This window comes from Photobacterium sp. DA100 (assembly GCF_029223585.1).
Classification (GTDB): domain Bacteria; phylum Pseudomonadota; class Gammaproteobacteria; order Enterobacterales; family Vibrionaceae; genus Photobacterium.
Genome location: NZ_CP119424.1, coordinates 575,588 through 592,790 on the forward strand (window position 1 = coordinate 575,588; position 17,203 = coordinate 592,790).

At 48.3% G+C, this 17,203-nt stretch carries 16 protein-coding genes; 7 read left to right on the forward strand and 9 right to left on the reverse strand.

Annotated features, from left to right (window positions below; genetic code table 11):
* Position 1 precedes the first annotated feature (1 nt).
* Positions 2-514, reverse strand: a complete 513-nt coding sequence (locus PTW35_RS20295) for a TRAP transporter small permease (protein WP_044621318.1) — start codon at positions 512-514, stop codon at positions 2-4.
* 306 nt (positions 515-820) lie between these two features.
* Between PTW35_RS20295 and PTW35_RS20300 the strand changes: the two genes are divergently transcribed.
* From PTW35_RS20300 to PTW35_RS20320, 5 genes are all read left to right on the forward strand, one after another.
* Positions 821-1,804, forward strand: a complete 984-nt coding sequence (locus PTW35_RS20300) for a TRAP transporter substrate-binding protein (RefSeq protein ID WP_044621317.1) — start codon at positions 821-823, stop codon at positions 1,802-1,804.
* 105 nt (positions 1,805-1,909) lie between these two features.
* The gene (locus tag PTW35_RS20305; RefSeq protein WP_044621316.1) at positions 1,910-2,698 is read left to right on the forward strand and encodes an FCD domain-containing protein; all 789 of its coding nucleotides are present in this window, start codon (positions 1,910-1,912) and stop codon (positions 2,696-2,698) included.
* A 143-nt stretch (positions 2,699-2,841) separates the two neighbouring features.
* Positions 2,842-4,026 (forward strand): mannonate dehydratase, encoded by a 1,185-nt coding sequence (uxuA, locus tag PTW35_RS20310; protein ID WP_281028713.1) that lies wholly within the window; start codon positions 2,842-2,844, stop codon positions 4,024-4,026.
* A gap of 182 nt (positions 4,027-4,208) precedes the next feature.
* The gene (locus PTW35_RS20315; protein ID WP_281028714.1) at positions 4,209-5,948 is read left to right on the forward strand and encodes a methyl-accepting chemotaxis protein; all 1,740 of its coding nucleotides are present in this window, start codon (positions 4,209-4,211) and stop codon (positions 5,946-5,948) included.
* Positions 5,949-6,027: 79 nt separating this feature from the next.
* On the forward strand, positions 6,028-6,831 hold the full coding sequence (locus PTW35_RS20320; protein WP_281028715.1) for a siderophore-interacting protein: 804 nt from the start codon (positions 6,028-6,030) through the stop codon (positions 6,829-6,831).
* Positions 6,832-6,876: 45 nt separating this feature from the next.
* On the opposite strand, the gene PTW35_RS20325 is transcribed toward PTW35_RS20320, so the two are convergent.
* The 7 genes from PTW35_RS20325 to PTW35_RS20355 all read right to left on the reverse strand — a co-directional run bounded on the left by PTW35_RS20325 (position 6,877) and on the right by PTW35_RS20355 (position 14,623).
* Complete coding sequence (locus PTW35_RS20325; RefSeq protein ID WP_044621313.1) at positions 6,877-7,638, reverse strand: ATP-binding cassette domain-containing protein; 762 nt, start codon at positions 7,636-7,638, stop codon at positions 6,877-6,879.
* 6 nt (positions 7,639-7,644) lie between these two features.
* Positions 7,645-8,592, reverse strand: a complete 948-nt coding sequence (locus PTW35_RS20330) for an iron chelate uptake ABC transporter family permease subunit (protein ID WP_044621312.1) — start codon at positions 8,590-8,592, stop codon at positions 7,645-7,647.
* A complete protein-coding gene (locus tag PTW35_RS20335) occupies positions 8,585-9,544 on the reverse strand; it encodes an iron chelate uptake ABC transporter family permease subunit (protein ID WP_281028716.1) in 960 nt (319 codons plus the stop codon). The genes PTW35_RS20330 and PTW35_RS20335 overlap by 8 nt, the downstream gene beginning before the upstream one ends.
* 36 nt (positions 9,545-9,580) lie before the next feature.
* A complete protein-coding gene (locus PTW35_RS20340) occupies positions 9,581-10,504 on the reverse strand; it encodes an ABC transporter substrate-binding protein (RefSeq protein WP_197078549.1) in 924 nt (307 codons plus the stop codon).
* 202 nt (positions 10,505-10,706) lie between these two features.
* Positions 10,707-11,552 carry a DmsC/YnfH family molybdoenzyme membrane anchor subunit gene (locus PTW35_RS20345; protein WP_281028717.1) on the reverse strand — a complete coding sequence of 282 codons (846 nt, stop codon included), beginning with the start codon at positions 11,550-11,552 and terminating at the stop codon, positions 10,707-10,709.
* Position 11,553: 1 nt separating this feature from the next.
* Positions 11,554-12,171 carry a DMSO/selenate family reductase complex B subunit gene (locus PTW35_RS20350; RefSeq protein ID WP_281028718.1) on the reverse strand — a complete coding sequence of 206 codons (618 nt, stop codon included), beginning with the start codon at positions 12,169-12,171 and terminating at the stop codon, positions 11,554-11,556.
* A 10-nt stretch (positions 12,172-12,181) separates the two neighbouring features.
* Entirely contained in the window at positions 12,182-14,623 is a 2,442-nt protein-coding gene (locus PTW35_RS20355; RefSeq protein ID WP_281028719.1) for a DmsA/YnfE/YnfF family dimethyl sulfoxide reductase, read from the reverse strand.
* Between the two features lie 460 nt (positions 14,624-15,083).
* Between PTW35_RS20355 and PTW35_RS20360 the strand changes: the two genes are divergently transcribed.
* Together PTW35_RS20360 and PTW35_RS20365 are read left to right on the forward strand one after the other, a co-directional pair.
* On the forward strand, positions 15,084-15,665 hold the full coding sequence (locus PTW35_RS20360) for a molecular chaperone TorD family protein (RefSeq protein WP_044621307.1): 582 nt from the start codon (positions 15,084-15,086) through the stop codon (positions 15,663-15,665).
* The gene (locus PTW35_RS20365; protein WP_082060485.1) at positions 15,665-16,213 is read left to right on the forward strand and encodes a ferredoxin-type protein NapF; all 549 of its coding nucleotides are present in this window, start codon (positions 15,665-15,667) and stop codon (positions 16,211-16,213) included. Before PTW35_RS20360 ends, PTW35_RS20365 begins: the two co-directional genes overlap by 1 nt.
* Positions 16,214-16,249: 36 nt before the next feature.
* Here the strand turns inward: PTW35_RS20365 and PTW35_RS20370 are convergent, their stop codons facing one another.
* Positions 16,250-17,131 (reverse strand): AraC family transcriptional regulator, encoded by an 882-nt coding sequence (locus PTW35_RS20370; RefSeq protein WP_281028720.1) that lies wholly within the window; start codon positions 17,129-17,131, stop codon positions 16,250-16,252.
* Between the last annotated feature and the right edge of the window lie 72 nt (positions 17,132-17,203).

Consider the following 17,203-nt stretch of genomic DNA (forward strand, 5'->3'; position numbering starts at 1 on the left):
TTTAGTTTTGCTGCGGGTCGGCAATGCAGATATCGCCAGATACCAGTTGTTTAATTTTTTCGAAGGCGAAAAGTGCCGAATAGAAAATCATCAGTGATCCACTGATTGGTAGGCAGAAGTAGATATAGCCCATTTCCCAACCAAGCGCTGGGGTAACCTGGCCGGTTGAAAGTGTTTTGAGCGCGAGGTTAGTACCGCCGTATACAAGAACAACAAAAGCGAAGACGGCGATGGCCAGCTGAATGAAGATCTCATTGAACAATTTTCTTTTGCCGCTGAGCTTCATGGTTAGTAGGTCAATGGCAAGATGACGCTTGAGGCCTGTGGTGTAAGCCGCGCCAATAAGGGCTACCCACATAAATAGATATCTCGCCAGTTCATCAGTAATGGTACTTGGTTTACCAATGATATAGCGGGAGATCACCTGCCAGATCACACAGAACACCAGGAAGGTAGAGAGAGACACGGTAAACATCGCCAACCCTCTATTTATGTAACCAACCAATTTATTCATCTTTAGTTCCTTTGCAATAAATAAGCATGCTCAGAGTTGTATATTGGTAAACCAATGTAAGCAGATACGTCATCTAGCTATGTTTAAGCACGCGCTTTTTCTGTGGAGATTATAAGATGGTGTGATTTTTAGTCACGTGACCCAAGTCACAATTGAATTGGTTGACCAATTTGAGGGTTTTTATTGTGATATTGGTCAATCAATTTGCTTTTTTGTTTTGACGGTTTTCTGATTTGGCCGCAATATTGGCCCCGTACTTAAGAAATACCCTACACAATGGACAACCAATTCCACGGAGATATAACAATGATGACGCGTAAAAGTGTACTTACTGCAGTGATCGGTGCTGCCCTTACTTTTGGTGCTACTGCTTCTGCTTACGCAGCAACGACCTTCAAGCTAAGTCATAACCACCCGCGCGACCATGCTGTGCATAAAGCAATGGATCACATGGCGAAAGAAGTCCGCAAACTAACAGACGGCGAAGTGCGTATCCGCATTTACCCTGATGCGCAGCTGGGCACCCAGCGTGAGTCAATGGAACTGATGCAGAATGGCGCACTGGAAATGGTAAAAACCAACGCTGCAGAGCTTGAAGCCTTTGCCCCTGCTTACTCAGCATTTAATCTTCCATACCTATTCCGTGACAAGACTCACTACTACAACGTGAAAGAAGGTGAGGTGGGTGAGGAAATCCTAGCGTCTTCCCGTGACAGTGGTTTCATTGGTGTAACTTACTATGATGCGGGGGCACGTAGCTTCTACACCTCTAAACCAATCAATACGCCTGAAGATCTGAAAGGCATGAAGATCCGTGTTCAGCCAAGCCCATCGGCGATTGCCATGGTAAATGCACTGGGTGGTAGCCCAACGCCGCTAGCATACGGTGAGCTATACACAGCACTGCAGCAAGGTGTTGTTGATGCCGCAGAAAACAATATTCCATCATTCAGCCTAAGTCGCCACAGCGAAGTGTCTAAGTACTTCAGCCTAGACGAGCACACTATGGTTCCTGATGTTTTGGTTATCTCGACCAAAGCCTATGATGCCCTTTCTGAGGAACACCAGGCGGCATTGAAGCAGGCGGCGATGAGCTCAATGGAAGTGATGAAAGAGCTATGGGCAGAATCAGAAGCCAAAGAGCGTGCGAAAGCTGAGAAAATGGGCGTAACCTTCGTTAAACCGAATAAGACAGCGTTTGTAGAGGCGGTACAGCCAATGTATGACGCATTGGAAAAATCTAATCCTGAGCTGAACGAAATCGTAGAGCGTATCAAAGCAGTACAATAAGCAAAGAAAACAGCTGTTGTAATCATAAAAATCAAAGTGTTGCCACACTTTTACATTAAGAGGTTGACCAATTAAGTTTGGTCGTTATGATGGCGAATAAGTGCAATGGAAAAAAGTGACAATATCATCATGATGCCCTTTGAACCGAAACGTCCTTACCAAGAACTTGGTTTGGTGTTGAGACAAGAACTTATCGATGGACGCTACAAGGTAGGTGACCGATTACCGCCGGAGCGGGATATCGCTGAGCGACTGAATGTCAGCCGAACGGTAGTCCGTGAAGCGATCATTATGCTGGAACTAGAAAATCTTGTTGAGGTGAAGAAGGGATCTGGGGTTTATGTCCTGAATATTCCTAGTCACTCCAATAGCCGGGAGAATGTGATCAGCGACGATGCGGGTCCATTCGAAATGCTGCAGGCCAGGCAGTTGCTTGAAAGTAACATTGCCGAGTTTGCCGCTATCCAGGTGACACCGGGTGATATTGTGAAGATGCGTGCGGCACTGGATCTTGAGCGCAGTGAGATTGCCTCAGGGGCCGAAGAATGTATCGGTGATGAACAGTTCCATATGTGCATTGCCGAAGCCACGCAAAACTCAGTATTGGTCGATATGCTTAAGCAATCTTGGGAGCGACGTGAGCAAAGCCCGATGTGGAAGAAGCTGCACTCGCACATTATTGACCAAGCATACCGTCAGGAGTGGCTTGAGGATCATGCGCGTATATTAGCAGCAATGCAGCGCAAAGATCCGATTGCAGCGAAAAATGCCATGTGGCAACACCTTGAGAATGTGAAACAACGCCTGTTAGAACTTTCTGATATTGATGATCCGAATTTTGATGGCTACTTATTTAGCTCGAATCCGGTAGTTCTCCTTGGTGGTGAAAAATAAACCGCCGACAAATTCAATTAGGCCAATGAGTCTTTATTGGCCTCTTTAAAAGCAGTTATTTTACGTAATTGTGCATTCTAAATTGTAAAGTACTTAACTCAGATTTTTGAGCGGGTTAAGTGTGTCTATAAAAGGTGATTGTCATGGAACAAACCTGGCGCTGGTATGGCCCTAATGATCCTGTATCGCTTGATGATATTCGTCAGGCAGGCGCTACGGGAATTGTAAATGCATTGCATCATATTCCAAACGGTGAAGTTTGGACCGTAGAAGAAATTCTAAAGCGCAAAGCAATAATTGAGGAAAAAGGTTTAACTTGGTCTGTTGTTGAAAGTGTGCCTGTTCATGAAGAAATAAAAACGCAAACAGGTAATTACCAACAGTGGATTGATAATTATAAGCAGACACTACGTAATTTGGCAGAATGCGGTATTGATACGGTTTGTTATAACTTTATGCCGGTATTAGATTGGACGCGCACCGATCTGGAATTTGAAATGCCGGATGGCTCTAAAGCGTTACGTTTTGATCAAATTGCGTTTGCAGCATTTGAATTATTTATTCTAAAACGTCCGGGTGCTGAAGAAGAGTACTCTGCGCAGGAACAAGCTGAGGCCCAGAAATATTTCAATGCCATGTCTGCAGAGGCTGTGGCTCAGTTGACGAGCAACATTATTGCCGGCCTGCCGGGAGCTGAAGAAGGATATACCCTTGAGGAGTTTCAGGCGCAGCTTGACCGTTATGCTGGCATTGATAAAGATAAGCTTCGTCAGCATATGAAGCACTTCTTGAGTGAGTTGATGCCGGTGTGCGATGCCACAGGGCTGAAGATGGCAGTGCATCCCGACGATCCACCGCGACCGATCCTTGGTTTGCCGCGTATTGTCTCGACCATTGAAGATATTGATTGGCTGACAACAGAAGTACCAAGCAAGAACAATGGCATCACCATGTGTACTGGCTCTTACGGTGTCCGTGGCGACAATGACTTGGTTAACATGATCAAACAACATGGTGACCGTATTTATTTCACTCATTTGCGTTCAACGCAGCGTGAAGAAAACCAATTGAGCTTCCATGAGGCCGCTCACCTTGATGGCGATGTGGATATGTATAATGTCGTAATGGCTATCTTGGAAGAAGAGCAGCGCCGTGAGGAGTCAGGTGATACCCGCTTGATTCCGATGCGTCCGGACCATGGTCACCAGATGCTGGATGACCTGAAAAAGAAAACCAACCCAGGATATTCAGCCATTGGCCGCCTGAAAGGTTTGGCGGAGGTTCGTGGCCTGGAAATGGCACTGAAGCGCGCATTTTTTAACAAATAATAAGTCCTTATACACAAAAAATAGTGTATATACCTACCAATGTTTGGCCCGACTTTCGGGCCTTTTTTTTATTTATCGATCAAACCGACATTTATTTTGTGGCTCTGCATGTATGGTACTTTATGCCCATTTGTCTATGGGTTTTTTCTTGTATCAAACTCTTGCCAAAACAGGGATAACATATGGCAAATAAACTATCATTTAAAGTAAAAATAATTATCACTTTGATAGCTATATTAATAGCAACTGTGGTTACCTCATTCTTCAGTGTCAATTATTATCTCAGCCGCTATATTTTTGACAGTGATGCTGAAAGTATTAATACTCAGATTAGCTTGGTCAAAGATAAGCTGTATGATGATATTCGTAACAAGGTATTGATTGCAGAGAACATTAGTCTAGATATTACCAGTATCCAAGAAGTTACAGAGCGAGCTGGGTTTTATGCGGCAGCAAAAGTGATAGCTGATTTTGTCATTACCGATAAAGGGCGCATTGATGATGAATCCGAAGCCAGTCATTACATTCAGCTGGTAAATAGCACCAGTGGGACAAGCGTTAGTGATATTTTTTATCAAAATGATATTCCATTGATATCCATTACTGTACCCAGAGGCAATGGCGGTGATATTTTTTATCTTGATTTGAGAAACACCCAACAGTTACTGTCGCAGTCTTCTGTTGCGGGGAGTTACTTCGATCTGGAAGATAGCAGAGGAACACAGGTCTTTAGTAATCGCATTGATGGCGATCTTATTCCGTATACCAACCGTTTTGCTGTTGGCGATAGCCAGTGGATGCTGACGGGTTACATTGATCGTGGTTACATCCAGCAAAATACCAACGCCTTGAGCGGCAGCATTACCATGGCGCTGGTACTGGTGGCGTTGATTTCCATTCCGCTGAGCGTCCTTTTTATCAATACTATTTTCAAACATCTCAGCACGCTGCGCAGCATTATTGTTGGTCTATCTCGGGGAGATGCGGATCTCACCCGGCGACTGGATGTCTACAGCAATGATGATTTGGGCAAGATTGCCTCGGGCATCAACCATTTTATCGAAAACCTGCAAAGAATGATGCTGGAAGTCTCTCAGTCAAGCCAGGCGATCCAGCATGAAGTGGCAGCACTGAAAGATAAAGCGGATTCCAACAAGTCCTTACTCACCCGCCACACTCAGGAAACGGAGAAAGTGGTAACGGCCATCAATGAAATGAGCGCAACGGCGGAGTCTGTCGCGGATAGCGGCAATCGGGCTGCAGACTTTACCCATGCGACCAATGCCGAAGCGGAAAAATCAAAAGATGTCGTGAAGGTGGCTTCTAGTAGTGTGAATCAACTATCGACGGAAGTGGAAAGTATGTCGGTATCTATACAGACCATGAGTCAGGATTTCGAGAAAATCGATGCGGTACTCCATGTGATAGGTGAAATTGCCGAACAAACTAACTTACTTGCGCTTAATGCTGCTATTGAGGCGGCTCGTGCTGGTGAGCAGGGAAGGGGGTTTGCAGTCGTTGCCGATGAGGTTAGAGCACTGGCGGCGAGAACGCAGCAGAGTACGTCTGAAATCGATACCATGCTATCGGATTTACGTAAGGCGACATCAGTAGTAGTTCAGTCGATGGATGTGACGAAGGGAAGTTGCGCCCAAACTGTTGAGCACACAGCAAATGTGATGGCCTCTTTGGAATCAATGACTAACTCCATTAGTCAGATTAACGATCTTACCACTCAGATTGCCACTTCAGCCAACGAGCAGAGTGTAGTGACGGAAGAAGTGAACAAGAACATGATAGCCATTCACGATATGATCAACGAGCTTAATCGCAACGCTGATGACTCGGTCGCCAGTACTGAGCAACTTGCGGTTACCAATAGTCAATTAAATGCGATGGTGGCCAACTTTAAGTTGAAGTAATACAGCCTTATGAGTGATAATCAATATCATTATCACTTTTAACTTGGAGTATGCCATGGCCCAGGCGATGAGTCCAAAGATGGACCCAAAACAACTGTCTGTTGTGGGTAACGAGCTTGTCACCCCGAATATGATCCGTTTGACGCTTGGCGGTGAAGGGAGCCACCATTTTTCTCAAGACAGTGTAGGCCAATATGTGAAGCTCCTGTTTACTGCTGACGGCGGCACGGATATCAGTGCGTTACCTGAGGGGCAAAGACCCATGATGCGCACTTTTACGGTGTCGGGCTATCAAGCTGTTTCTGAGGGTGCTGCTGGCACGATAACGATTGATATTGCCAAGCATGAGTTAGCAGAAGTAGGAGGTGATATCACGCCAGAAATCGGTGGCTACGCCTCTCGCTGGGCGCTTAAAGCGCAAGCCGGTGACGCTATCTCTTTGGTTGGCCCGCGTCCGATACAAGCGATGCCTGTCGCAGCAGATCGTTTCTTGCTGGTGGCAGATATGACGGCGCAAACGGCCCTGCAAAGCAAACTGGCGTTGTTGCCAGCCAGTGCATCCGGCTATGTGGTCTTGGACGTACCGACAGTGGCTGATGTACAGCCTCTGGCGCTTCCTGAGGGGATGGAGCTAGTTGTTAATATCAGTGGCGACGGCTCGCTGTCCGATGGCGTCAAAGCACTAGCTCTGGATGGTACCGATTTGGCCGTGTGGTGCGCCTGTGAGTTCAGCGAAATGCGGTCGATCCGCAGTTACATTACTGCGGACAGAGGGGGGGATCGTAAAATGTGTTACTTCAGTAGTTACTGGAAGCAGGGTGTGACGGAGGATGGTCACAAGGTGCTTAAAAAACAGGATGCAGAGAAAGAGGCCCAAGGCTGAAAAGTGTGTTAAGGCGGCGAAAATGCCGCCTTAATTGTAGGTGCGTCAAGAGCCGTAATACATACAGATACGGCTGCCATCGACCTCTTGGATCTTGAATGGGATATTGTAGATATCTTCCATAATTGCCTGCTGGATGACTTCCTCTACCTTACCGCTCTTGATCACTTCGCCTTTGCGCATCGCAACGATATTATCTGAATAGCAAGAAGCAAAGTTGATATCGTGGATCACGATAACAACGGCCTTGTTCATCTTGTGGGCAAGGCGGCGGATAGTCTGCATGATCTCCACCGAGTGCTTGATATCCAAGTTATTCAGCGGCTCATCGAGGAAGATGTAGTCGGTATCTTGTGCGACTACCATGGCAATGAACGCCATTTGGCGCTGGCCGCCACTGAGCTGGTCGAGGAACTTGTCCTGGATATGGGTGATATCCAGGTGCTCGAGAGCCTCATCGATAACGCGGTTGTCTTCGTTTGTCAGGCGGCCCTTGCTGTGGGGAAAACGGCCAAAGGCAACTAATTCACGAATGGTAAATCGCATGTTGATGTTGTTCGACTGGCGTAATACAGCCAGGCGCTTGGACAGCTCCTGGGTATCCCATTGCGAAAGCGGTTTGCCGGCGATAAGTACCTCTCCGGCATCGCTTTCTGTTAAGCGGCTGGCCATCGAAAGGAGAGTACTTTTACCAGCGCCGTTTGGGCCAATGATGGACGTTACTTCTCCTAATGGAAACAGGGCACTAGCCTGGCTAACCACCAAGGTATCGTTATATTTCTTAGAGAGTCCAGTTAACTTAATCATGATAAATCAAAACTTGTTACGCATTAGAAGAAAGAGGAAGTAGCTGCCACCAACAAAGTTGATGATGACACTGATGGTCGTATCGAAGGCAAAGACTTTTTCAATCAACCATTGGCCACCGACCAGAAGCACAACCGACAGGGTGCTGGCTGCCAGCATCAAGAAGCGGTGGTGGTAGCTCTGGAATAGCTGGCGGGTCAAGCTGACCACGATCAGACCGAAGAACAGTACCGGCCCCACCAAAGCGGTTGAGATAGCCACCATTAAGGTGATCACCATCATGACCTGCATCGTGACCTTGTGGGTATCGACCCCTAGGCTTTTGGCATTGTCGGTACCCAGCCAGAACACATCGAGCTTATTGGAAAGCGTGTACAGGTATGCCAAACAAAGACCTAGCGGTATCATCGACCAGTAAACCAGCTCACCATTGACGTTATTGAAGCTGGCAAACATGGTGTTTTGCAGGTTGGCGAACTCGTTCGGGTCCAGAATCATGGTAAAGAAGCTGGAAATGCTGCTGAACAAGCTACCGCAGACAATGCCAATCAACAGCAGGGTGAACACGTTGCTATTTGCCCGGCGAAAATACAGGGTGAACAGCAACATGGAAAAGCCGCTCATGATTAATGTCGTGAGTAGGAAATTAATTTTCGCATCGGCAAACCACACACTCATGCTGCCGAACATCACCACGATAATGACCTGGATCATCACGTAGAGCGAATCGAAGCCGAGGATTGAAGGCGTCAGGATCCGGTTATTGGTAATGGTCTGGAATACCAGCGACGAAGTCGAAATCGCGATGGCCGCCAGTACAATGGCCATAATTTTCGGCAAGCGAAGCGAAAGGAAAAACTGATAGTTTTGGGCATTGAGGCCTTGACCAATGAAGTAGGCAGTAATGAGCACTCCCAGTACCGCAAGTAGGGAAACTTTAATACTGTCACGCATTGGATTTGTCCTTCAGAACCAGAGCAATAAAGACCGCACCGCCGAAGATACTGATGATCATCGAAATTGGCATTTCATACGGAAAGATAATTAAACGGCCAAGAATATCGCAGGCCAATACCATCACCACACCCCAGTAGGCAGTCCATGGTAGGTTGCGGCGCATGTTGTCCCCCATAAAAATAGCGACCAGGTTAGGGACGATTAACCCTAGGAAAGGTATCACCCCGACGATCATAACCACAGTCGAAGAGAGGATGGCGACAACCAATACACCGATAAAAACAATTTTCTGAAAATCCAACCCGATATTTTTGGCAAAGCTTTCCCCAACGCTGGCAGCGCTGAATTGACTCGCGTAGTAGTAGGCAACGATACAAGCTGGTAGGGCAAGGTAGAGATACTCATAGTTACCTTGCAGTACTGATGCGAAGTTGGCGACTGTCCACGCCGACATTGACTGCACCAGATCATAGCGGTAGGCAATGAAGGTGGTCATTGCAGAGATGACGTTACCATACATAATGCCGATCAGCGGTACCAAGACAGCATTTTTGAACTGTAACCGCTGCAGGAATTGGACAAACAGTAAAGTACCGATCAGCGCAAAAATCAGGATAACCCCAAGGCTGATCCAACGATTGGCTCCGGCAAAGAAGACAATCCCCATGACATAGCCGAGCATTGCACAATCAATGGTGCCGGTTGTGGAAGGGGAGGCAAACCGATTCTGGCAGACTTGCTGCATGATTAAACCAGCGACACTTAAGCCCGCACCGGCCAGGCAGATAGCTAAAAGGCGAGGCAGGCGGCTAGCAAACAGAATCGACAGGGTGTGCTCGTCTCCGGCAAGCAAGCTGTGCAGGTTAATATTGGCTACACCAATGAACACTGAGATAGCCGCGACTGGGAGGAGGGCCAGTACAGCCCAGAATAATTTTTTATTAGGCATATGAGAGTAACCCGGCTATCGCCGGGCTGAAATACATTATTGAGTTGAAGTTACCGCTTTACGTGCATCATCAATCATGATTTCTGTCGCGTTAGCACCCGCGATGGTGAGGTACCATGCACTTGGGTTAAGGAATACAACGCGGTTGTTCTTGTATGCCGGCGTGCTCTTGATCAGTGGGTTATCAAACAGCTGTTGCGCTTTGCCCGAGCTCTGGCCAATCGCGCTTTCGCGATCCAGAATAAACAGCACATCAGGCGCCGCATCGGCAATAAATTCAAATGAGATCAGGTTACCGTGCGGGTTCTGGCTGTCAGAAGCCCGGGCTGGCTTGAAACCGAACTCGTCAAATAGCACAGAGAAACGACTGACTTCACCGAACATAGAAATGTTGTTACCGCTGTTCATTACCGCCAGGGTTTTCAGACCTTTCTCCTGAACTTGCTTGCGCACTTCAGCCATCTCAGCTTCCGTGTCTTTAATCAGTTGCTCGGCTTCTGCTTCTTTGTCGAAGATCTTGCCCAGCATACGCCAGTTGTTCTTGGTGTCTTCCCAGTAGCTGCCGTTCTCGACGACGTGCATGACGGTCGGTGCTATTTGGGACAGGGTAGGATAGGCGTCGACCATACGGCTTTCGGCAATGATTACATCAGGCTTTAGGGTGAAGATTTGCTCAAAGTTGGCTTCTTTCATGCTACCGATATGGGTCGCTTTCTCACTGTAATCACTAAGGTATTCCGGCAGCATGGTCGTTACTGCGCCAACAGGCTCGATGCCTAGCCGGTTCAGGGTATCAAGGCTTCCATGGCCGCCGACAACCACCACGCGCTGTGGTGTTTGCTCAAGGGTTGTCGTACCCAATGAGTGCTTCACGGTAATTGATTCAGCTAGCGCCGGGAAATTGAGAGTCATTGCTCCCACGAGAAGTGCGGATTTTAATGCGGTGGTAAAGCGAGTCATAACGAACCTTAAAAATCTAGATGCGGAAAGATAGCCAACAAATGCAATCTAATAACAAATGAGAATTGTTTTTATTGATATTACGCATGAAAAGTGAAAGATCAGAATGACATTTACAATCTTTACAATTTTTTGTTCTGTCCAGAAAATAAAACAGGAGCCCAAGGCTCCCGTTTTATTTAGTGCCGAATAGTAGCAGTAATTATATGCCCACCGTCATGTGAAGGCCGTAGAAAATACCGCGGCCAACCAGCTCGGAGAGGAATACCAAGCCAAAGCTCACCACCATCACAGGTACGCCAGGCCGGCTGTTCATCAGGTTAGGGATAAACCACACTGCGAGTGCGCCAAGCAATAGACCGACACGGATAACCTGTAATTGAGCCATGTTAGGAATGAGCTCAGAAGCGGTGGTCACCGAAGTTTGAATATCCCCCAGCCCGATAAGCTGGCTGACCAAGGCTGTCAGGCTAATGGCAACCGCCAAAGAGCCAACAAATGGCAAAATACGGTCCAGGCCTGCCATTTTGTGCTGGGCTCCAGTTAGCAGCAGATGGCCAAAGATAAGGCCAGATGTCAGCATCGTCATCACAAAGGCAATAGGGGTATAAACCGTATTCCAGGTCGGTACCGTATCAAGCAGGTACAGTTTGATCATGGAGTACATAAAGGCGATACCCACTAGCATACCGGCAGCGAGCAACAGCTTGCGCAGCGCTTCGTTGCCTTTGTCCAGCATCTCCAGCAACCAGTAACCGCCACCAAGAGCAAAGAACACGCTGCCAGTGAAGATTTCATTGGATAGCCAAGAGCTACCCACCTGGTTGAGGGCATTGAAAGCACGCAGTGGGCTACCCAGATGCATGGTCGACGCGGCAAAACCCAGTCCCATCAGTACCCAGAGGAAGAACATCGCTTGATGCAGGCGGTAGTTAGCGCCGACGCAAAGCTTGCCTTTCAGAATTACGCCACCGAGCAGCAGATAAGCACCAACTGCAGTTTGTGCCAGCACGGTAAATAGGATCAGGGGCCATTCATGCCAAGCCATCTTATACCTCCTTAGGGTTTGCTAGGAAACCGCTGTGATCGCCGGTTGGGCGGGCATGACGATTTGGTTTAATGACAATGTTTGGTTTGGTCTTTAGTGACGACGGCAGTGGTGCGACATCAGCGTTGGTGCCGTATTTCTTACGGAGCTCGTCAATAGGGCCGAACTCCAATGCACGTAGTGGACAAGAGCCGACACAAATTGGCTCTAGGCCCTGGCCAACACGCTCGTAGCAGCCGTCACACTTGGTCATATGGCCTTTGTCGGCATCGTATTGCGGAGCGCCGTAAGGACAGGCCATAGAACAGTACTGGCAGCCGATGCAGACATCTTCGTTGACCACCACCAGGCCGTCTTCTTTGCGCTTGTGCATGGCGCCCGATGGGCAGACCTTGGCACAGGCCGGTTCGTCGCAATGGTTACAGGCGATGGAGAGGTAGTAGGAGAACACATCCTGTCGGAAGGTTTCGCCTTCTTTAATCCAGTTACCGCCGGAGTACTCGTAGACGCGGCGATAGTTGACGCCGACATCCAGATCTTTGTTGTCTTTGCACGACAGCTGACAGGTTTTACAGCCGGTGCATTTGCTTGAATCAATATAAAAACCGTATTGTTTCATGGTTTAAACCTTATGCCTTATTCACCAGTTGTACTTCCACCAAGTTGGTGTGCTGCGGGTTGCCTTTCGCCAGCGGACTAGGGCGCTGGGTGGTCAACACATTGATACAGCCGCCGTGATCGACCTTCTGGCCATCCGGGGCATACCAAGCGCCTTCACTAAGGGCAACCACACCCGGCATCATGCGCGGGGTGACTTTGGCATTGATGTGCACTTCACCGCGGTCGTTGAAGATACGGATAAGGTCGCCGTTCTTGACGTCGCGTTGCTCAGCATCAACTGGGTTCATCCACATCTCTTGCGGTGCGGCTTCTTTGATAATGTCGACATTGCCATACGTCGAGTGGCAGCGTGCCTTGTAGTGGAAGCCCGTTAGCTGTAGTGGATACTTACTGCGGTTCGGATCATCCCAGCCTTCTGCGGTTGATACGTGGACTGGAAGCGGGTGGATAACGTCACCTTCAGGCAGTTCCCATTCCTTAGCGAGGTTGGCCAGGCGTTCCGAATAGATTTCCACTTTACCCGATGGGGTAGAAAGTGGATTCTGCTCTGGGTTATCCCTAAAGGCTTTGTAAGCCACGAAGTGGCCGTTTGGATCGCGGCGCTTCACAATGCCTTGTTTCCTGACGGTTTCGAAATCAGGCAATGATGGATCGTTCTCTCTCGTTAACTTGTAGAGGTGCTCCAGCCAACCTTGCTGATCGCGACCTTCGGTGAATTCTTTCTCGATACCCAACCGCTTGGCGATTTCAGTACACATTTCATAAATGCCGCGCGCTTCGAATTGCGGTTCGATGGCTTTGTCGGCATAGATGAAGTAAGGCATGTTGGCAGCTTTGGTATCCATACAGAAGTCGGCTTGCTCGGAGGTAGTCAAATCCGGCAGCAAGATATCGGCATACTTGGCCGATGAGGTCATGTGGTTGTCAATCACAACGATCATTTCACAGGCTTTGTCGTCCTGCAGGATGTCATGGGTACGGTTGATGTCTGAATGCTGGTTGATCAGGCAGTTGCCCGCATAGTTCCAGATGAACTTGATTGGCACATCGAGCTTGTCTTTGCCCCGAACACCGTCTTTGGTGGCTGTCATCTCAGGTCCACGCACAATCGCGTCGGTCCACAGGAACATGGAGATAGAGGTTTTAACAGGGTTTTCTGGGATCGGAAAGCGAACAAACGGGATATTGTAGTCAGATTCGCGGGCACCCGAGCCACCACCGTTGATCCCGAGGTTACCCGTTAGCAGCGCCAGCATGGCAATTGCGCGGGAAGCGATTTCACCGTTGGCGGTACGCTGCAGCCCCCAGCCTTGGAAGATGGCACAAGGTTTGGCTTGGCCAATTTCGCGAGCCAGTTTGACGATAATATCGACGGGAATACCGGTAATAGGCGATGCCCATGCTGGTGTTTTTTCTATGCCATCTTCGCCTTTGCCAAGAATGTATGACTTGTAGTCAGAGTTGGCAGGGGCTGAGGCAGGCAGTGTTTTCTCATCGTAACCGACACAGTATTTGTCCAGGAAAGGCTGGTCGACCATGTTTTCGGTGATAAATACATGGGCTATGGCGGCGACCAATGCGGTGTCAGTGCCGGGGCGAATTGGGATCCATTGATCTTCGCGGCCACCTGCGGTGTCGTTATAGCGCGGATCAATCATGATCATCTTGGCATTGGAACGCGCTTTGCTCTCCATCAAGTGGTGGATCAAGCCTCCGCCAGACATACGGGTTTCGGCCGGGTTATTGCCAAACTGGACAATTAGCTTGGTATTTTCCAAATCAGAGAAGCTGTTGTTGCTTGCCCAGCCGCCGTAGGTGTAATTCAGGCCAGCTGCGATTTGTGCGGTTGAGTAATCACCATAGTGATTTAGGTAGCCGCCAGACAGGTTCATCAGGCGGGCAATCAAAGTACCGCCCGGTGGCCAAGATTTGGTAACCGTGCCACCTAGCGTACCGGTACCATAGTTTAGGTATACGGCTTCGCTACCATAGTCTTTGCGGATACGGGTAAGGTTGTTGGCGATTTCATCGTAGGCTTCTTCCCAGCTGATACGCTTGAATTTGCCTTCACCACGTTTGCCAACCCGCTTCATTGGGTATTTTAGGCGGTCAGGATTGTATACCCGGCGGCGCATAGAGCGGCCACGCAAGCAGGCACGGACTTGATGGCTTCCGTATTCGTCATCACCGGTGTTATCGGTTTCAACCCATTTGATTTCGCCGTCAGCGACATGCATCCGCAATGGACAGCGACTACCGCAGTTCACGGTACAGGCACTCCAGACGATTTTTTCTTCGGACGGTGTCGTTGCCGCGGCAACAGGAGATGATTTAAAAGGTAGGGTAATACTACCGGCAACGGCTGCCAGCCCGCCTACCGCAGACGTGGATTTCATGAAATCACGACGGCTGAATGCAGGTGAGAGGAGCTGTTTGAGCTTTTTTTTCATAGCACGACATTCTCTATATTTTAGTTATCCACACTACTTTGGTGGTAGCGTTCTATCGTGATAATCAATTGGCTATCCGGGTTTAGTTTTGTTTTTTATCAATAAACGGTCCGGATTAATTCGATGGCAGTATAAAATGTGCAATAGTGTGATATTTATCATACAAATTTGAAAATGGTGATTTTTTCTTACAAATCAGTATGGTGAATATATGGAGAGTAAATAAAATAATGTCTAGCCGATTATTGGAAGCGTATTAACAGAATAGGAAGTAATGAATTACTGCGATAGTAATGGAATATTGGTGTAACCATAAAAGTTTGTCCTAAAGCATATTTTCCGTGTTAGCCATCGGCTATCTTTTATCGAAAGTGTTGAATCGAAAACTAAAGTGGTTCTTCCTCTTTTGATTATGAAATTCGGAACCATTAGTTATAAATTTTGGGAGGTAACTGTGACCATGGAGCATATTTCGACCATCGCTCGTATTCTGGGGAGTTTTTTTTACTATCCACTGACCCACGAAACGAACCGACAGGTTTGTCAGATGATTGCTGATAGTGACGAGCAAGAGGGCTCACCGTTTGCAGAGTTGCTCCAGGCGGTTAATGCGGATGGGGCAGAAGAGCTTGCGATGGACTTCCAGAAGTTATTTGAAGGCTGTGAAGTGATGCCAGCACCGCCATGGGGTTCGGTCTATTTAGACAAAGAGCAGGTGATCTTTGGTACAACGACGCTCGACTATCGTCGTTTCCTAGCCGATAAAGATATGTCGCTAGATACAGGGATGCGTGAGCCTGAAGATCAATTCGGCCTGATGCTGATGGCTATGTCAAAACTGGCAGAGGCGGAAGATAGTGAAGCGATTAAGTTACTGCTGTCTGATCACTTGCTGCCGTGGGCACCCCGCTATCTTGAGCTGATGCAGGCCAATGCCAGCACCCAGTCGTACCGACTGCTTGGCGGTATGGCCGAGCAATGGCTTGCGTATATCGCAGAGGCGTTGGCTATTTCGGCGGTAGAGAAAAAGGTGTATTTCTAATGGCCGAGCGTGACGAGCGATATTACAAAGCTTGCCTGGAGCATTACACGGTAAGCCGGCGCGGTTTGCTACGGGGCTTATTCTCCGGCGCAAACCGCGTAAAGAAAGAGGCGCAAGCGCCGTCTGTCGTTCGCACGGTCCCTCGTCCACCGGGGGCTATTGAAGAGGCGTTGTTTCTTCAGGTCTGCCAGTCATGCGACGCCTGTGAAAAGGCTTGTCCACAACAGGTGATTGAGCGGCCGGGGGGATCACCTCAGTTAAACCTTGAATATAATGATTGTAGTCAGTGTGGCGAATGCCAGAAAGCGTGTCCAACTCGGGCTCTCTCATCCCAGATAACAGATATTGGAGTGCGGCCTGAATTCTCGACCCGCTGCGCCAACCGCTTGTCAGGATATTGCGAATTGTGTGCAGAACAGTGCCCGCATAAGGCTATTACCATCGCGCAAGGGCAGGTTCCAGCCGTTGACAATGAGTCTTGCGATGGGTGCGGCCAATGCCGCACGGCTTGTTATACGGGGGCGATTACTATGGTTTTTCCAACGTAATAGGATTTGTACGGGGTTTGTTGGCTCTGCAGTGCGTCAAACAGCAGCATTTATTTTGTAGCTGTTGCGGTATTGGCGCGGTGTCATCTGCTTGTAGTCTTTGAATTGACGGTTGAAGTTGACCTGGTTACGGTAGCCGACGCTTTCTGCAATCAGGCCGATGGGTTTGCTGGTGGTCTGGAGCAGCTCGGCTGCGTGGTTCAAGCGAAGCTTTTTTAAGTACTGGCTGAAACTTTCCTTAAAGTGAACCGCAAACAATCGGTGAATGCTACTTTCGCTAGTGTTCATATGTGCTGCAAGCTCTGACAAGGTTACGGCCTGGCTGAAGTGTTCTTCAAGGTATTGGCAAACCTTCTCGATCTTTTCTTGGCTTGCTTTCTCCGCATTGTATTCTTTTTGCGGGGCATAGGAGAGCAAGGTCCGACTGCTTTTATCTCCGCCTAAGGCGCTAAGTACTTGGAGCAGAATACCTAGTTGGGCGATTGACGAATGGGAAGGCAGAGCTTCCAATAAGGCCAGAACTTGGCGGCAAGTATTCTCAGAGAACTCGATGCCTTTTTCGGCCCGCTTAAGCAAAGATTCGAGTTTTCTCATTTCGACACAGCTGAACATCATATTAGCGATCCACTCTTTCCTGAACCAGATAACATGGGTTTCACACAATGGGCTTGCTGTTGTTTGCACTTCGACAAAACGATGTGGCAAGCCGGGGCCAATCAACACCATAGTATAATTGCCAAACTCACCTTCGTAATGGCCAATAAATCCCTTACCCCGAAAATGGCGATGGATAACTAATTCATATTCCTGGTGGAAGTGCCATTCGTCGTGTTTGTATCGCTCTTCAATCTTGCGGTATCGCCATGAATAGCCTTGGCGCTGCATGACTTTCTCGATAGTCGCTTGTTGCATAAACATCGGGCTCGATAGTAAAGGAAAAGTACCATTATTTATTAATATAGTACTGGAGTAAGGCCTAAAGGGAATGCT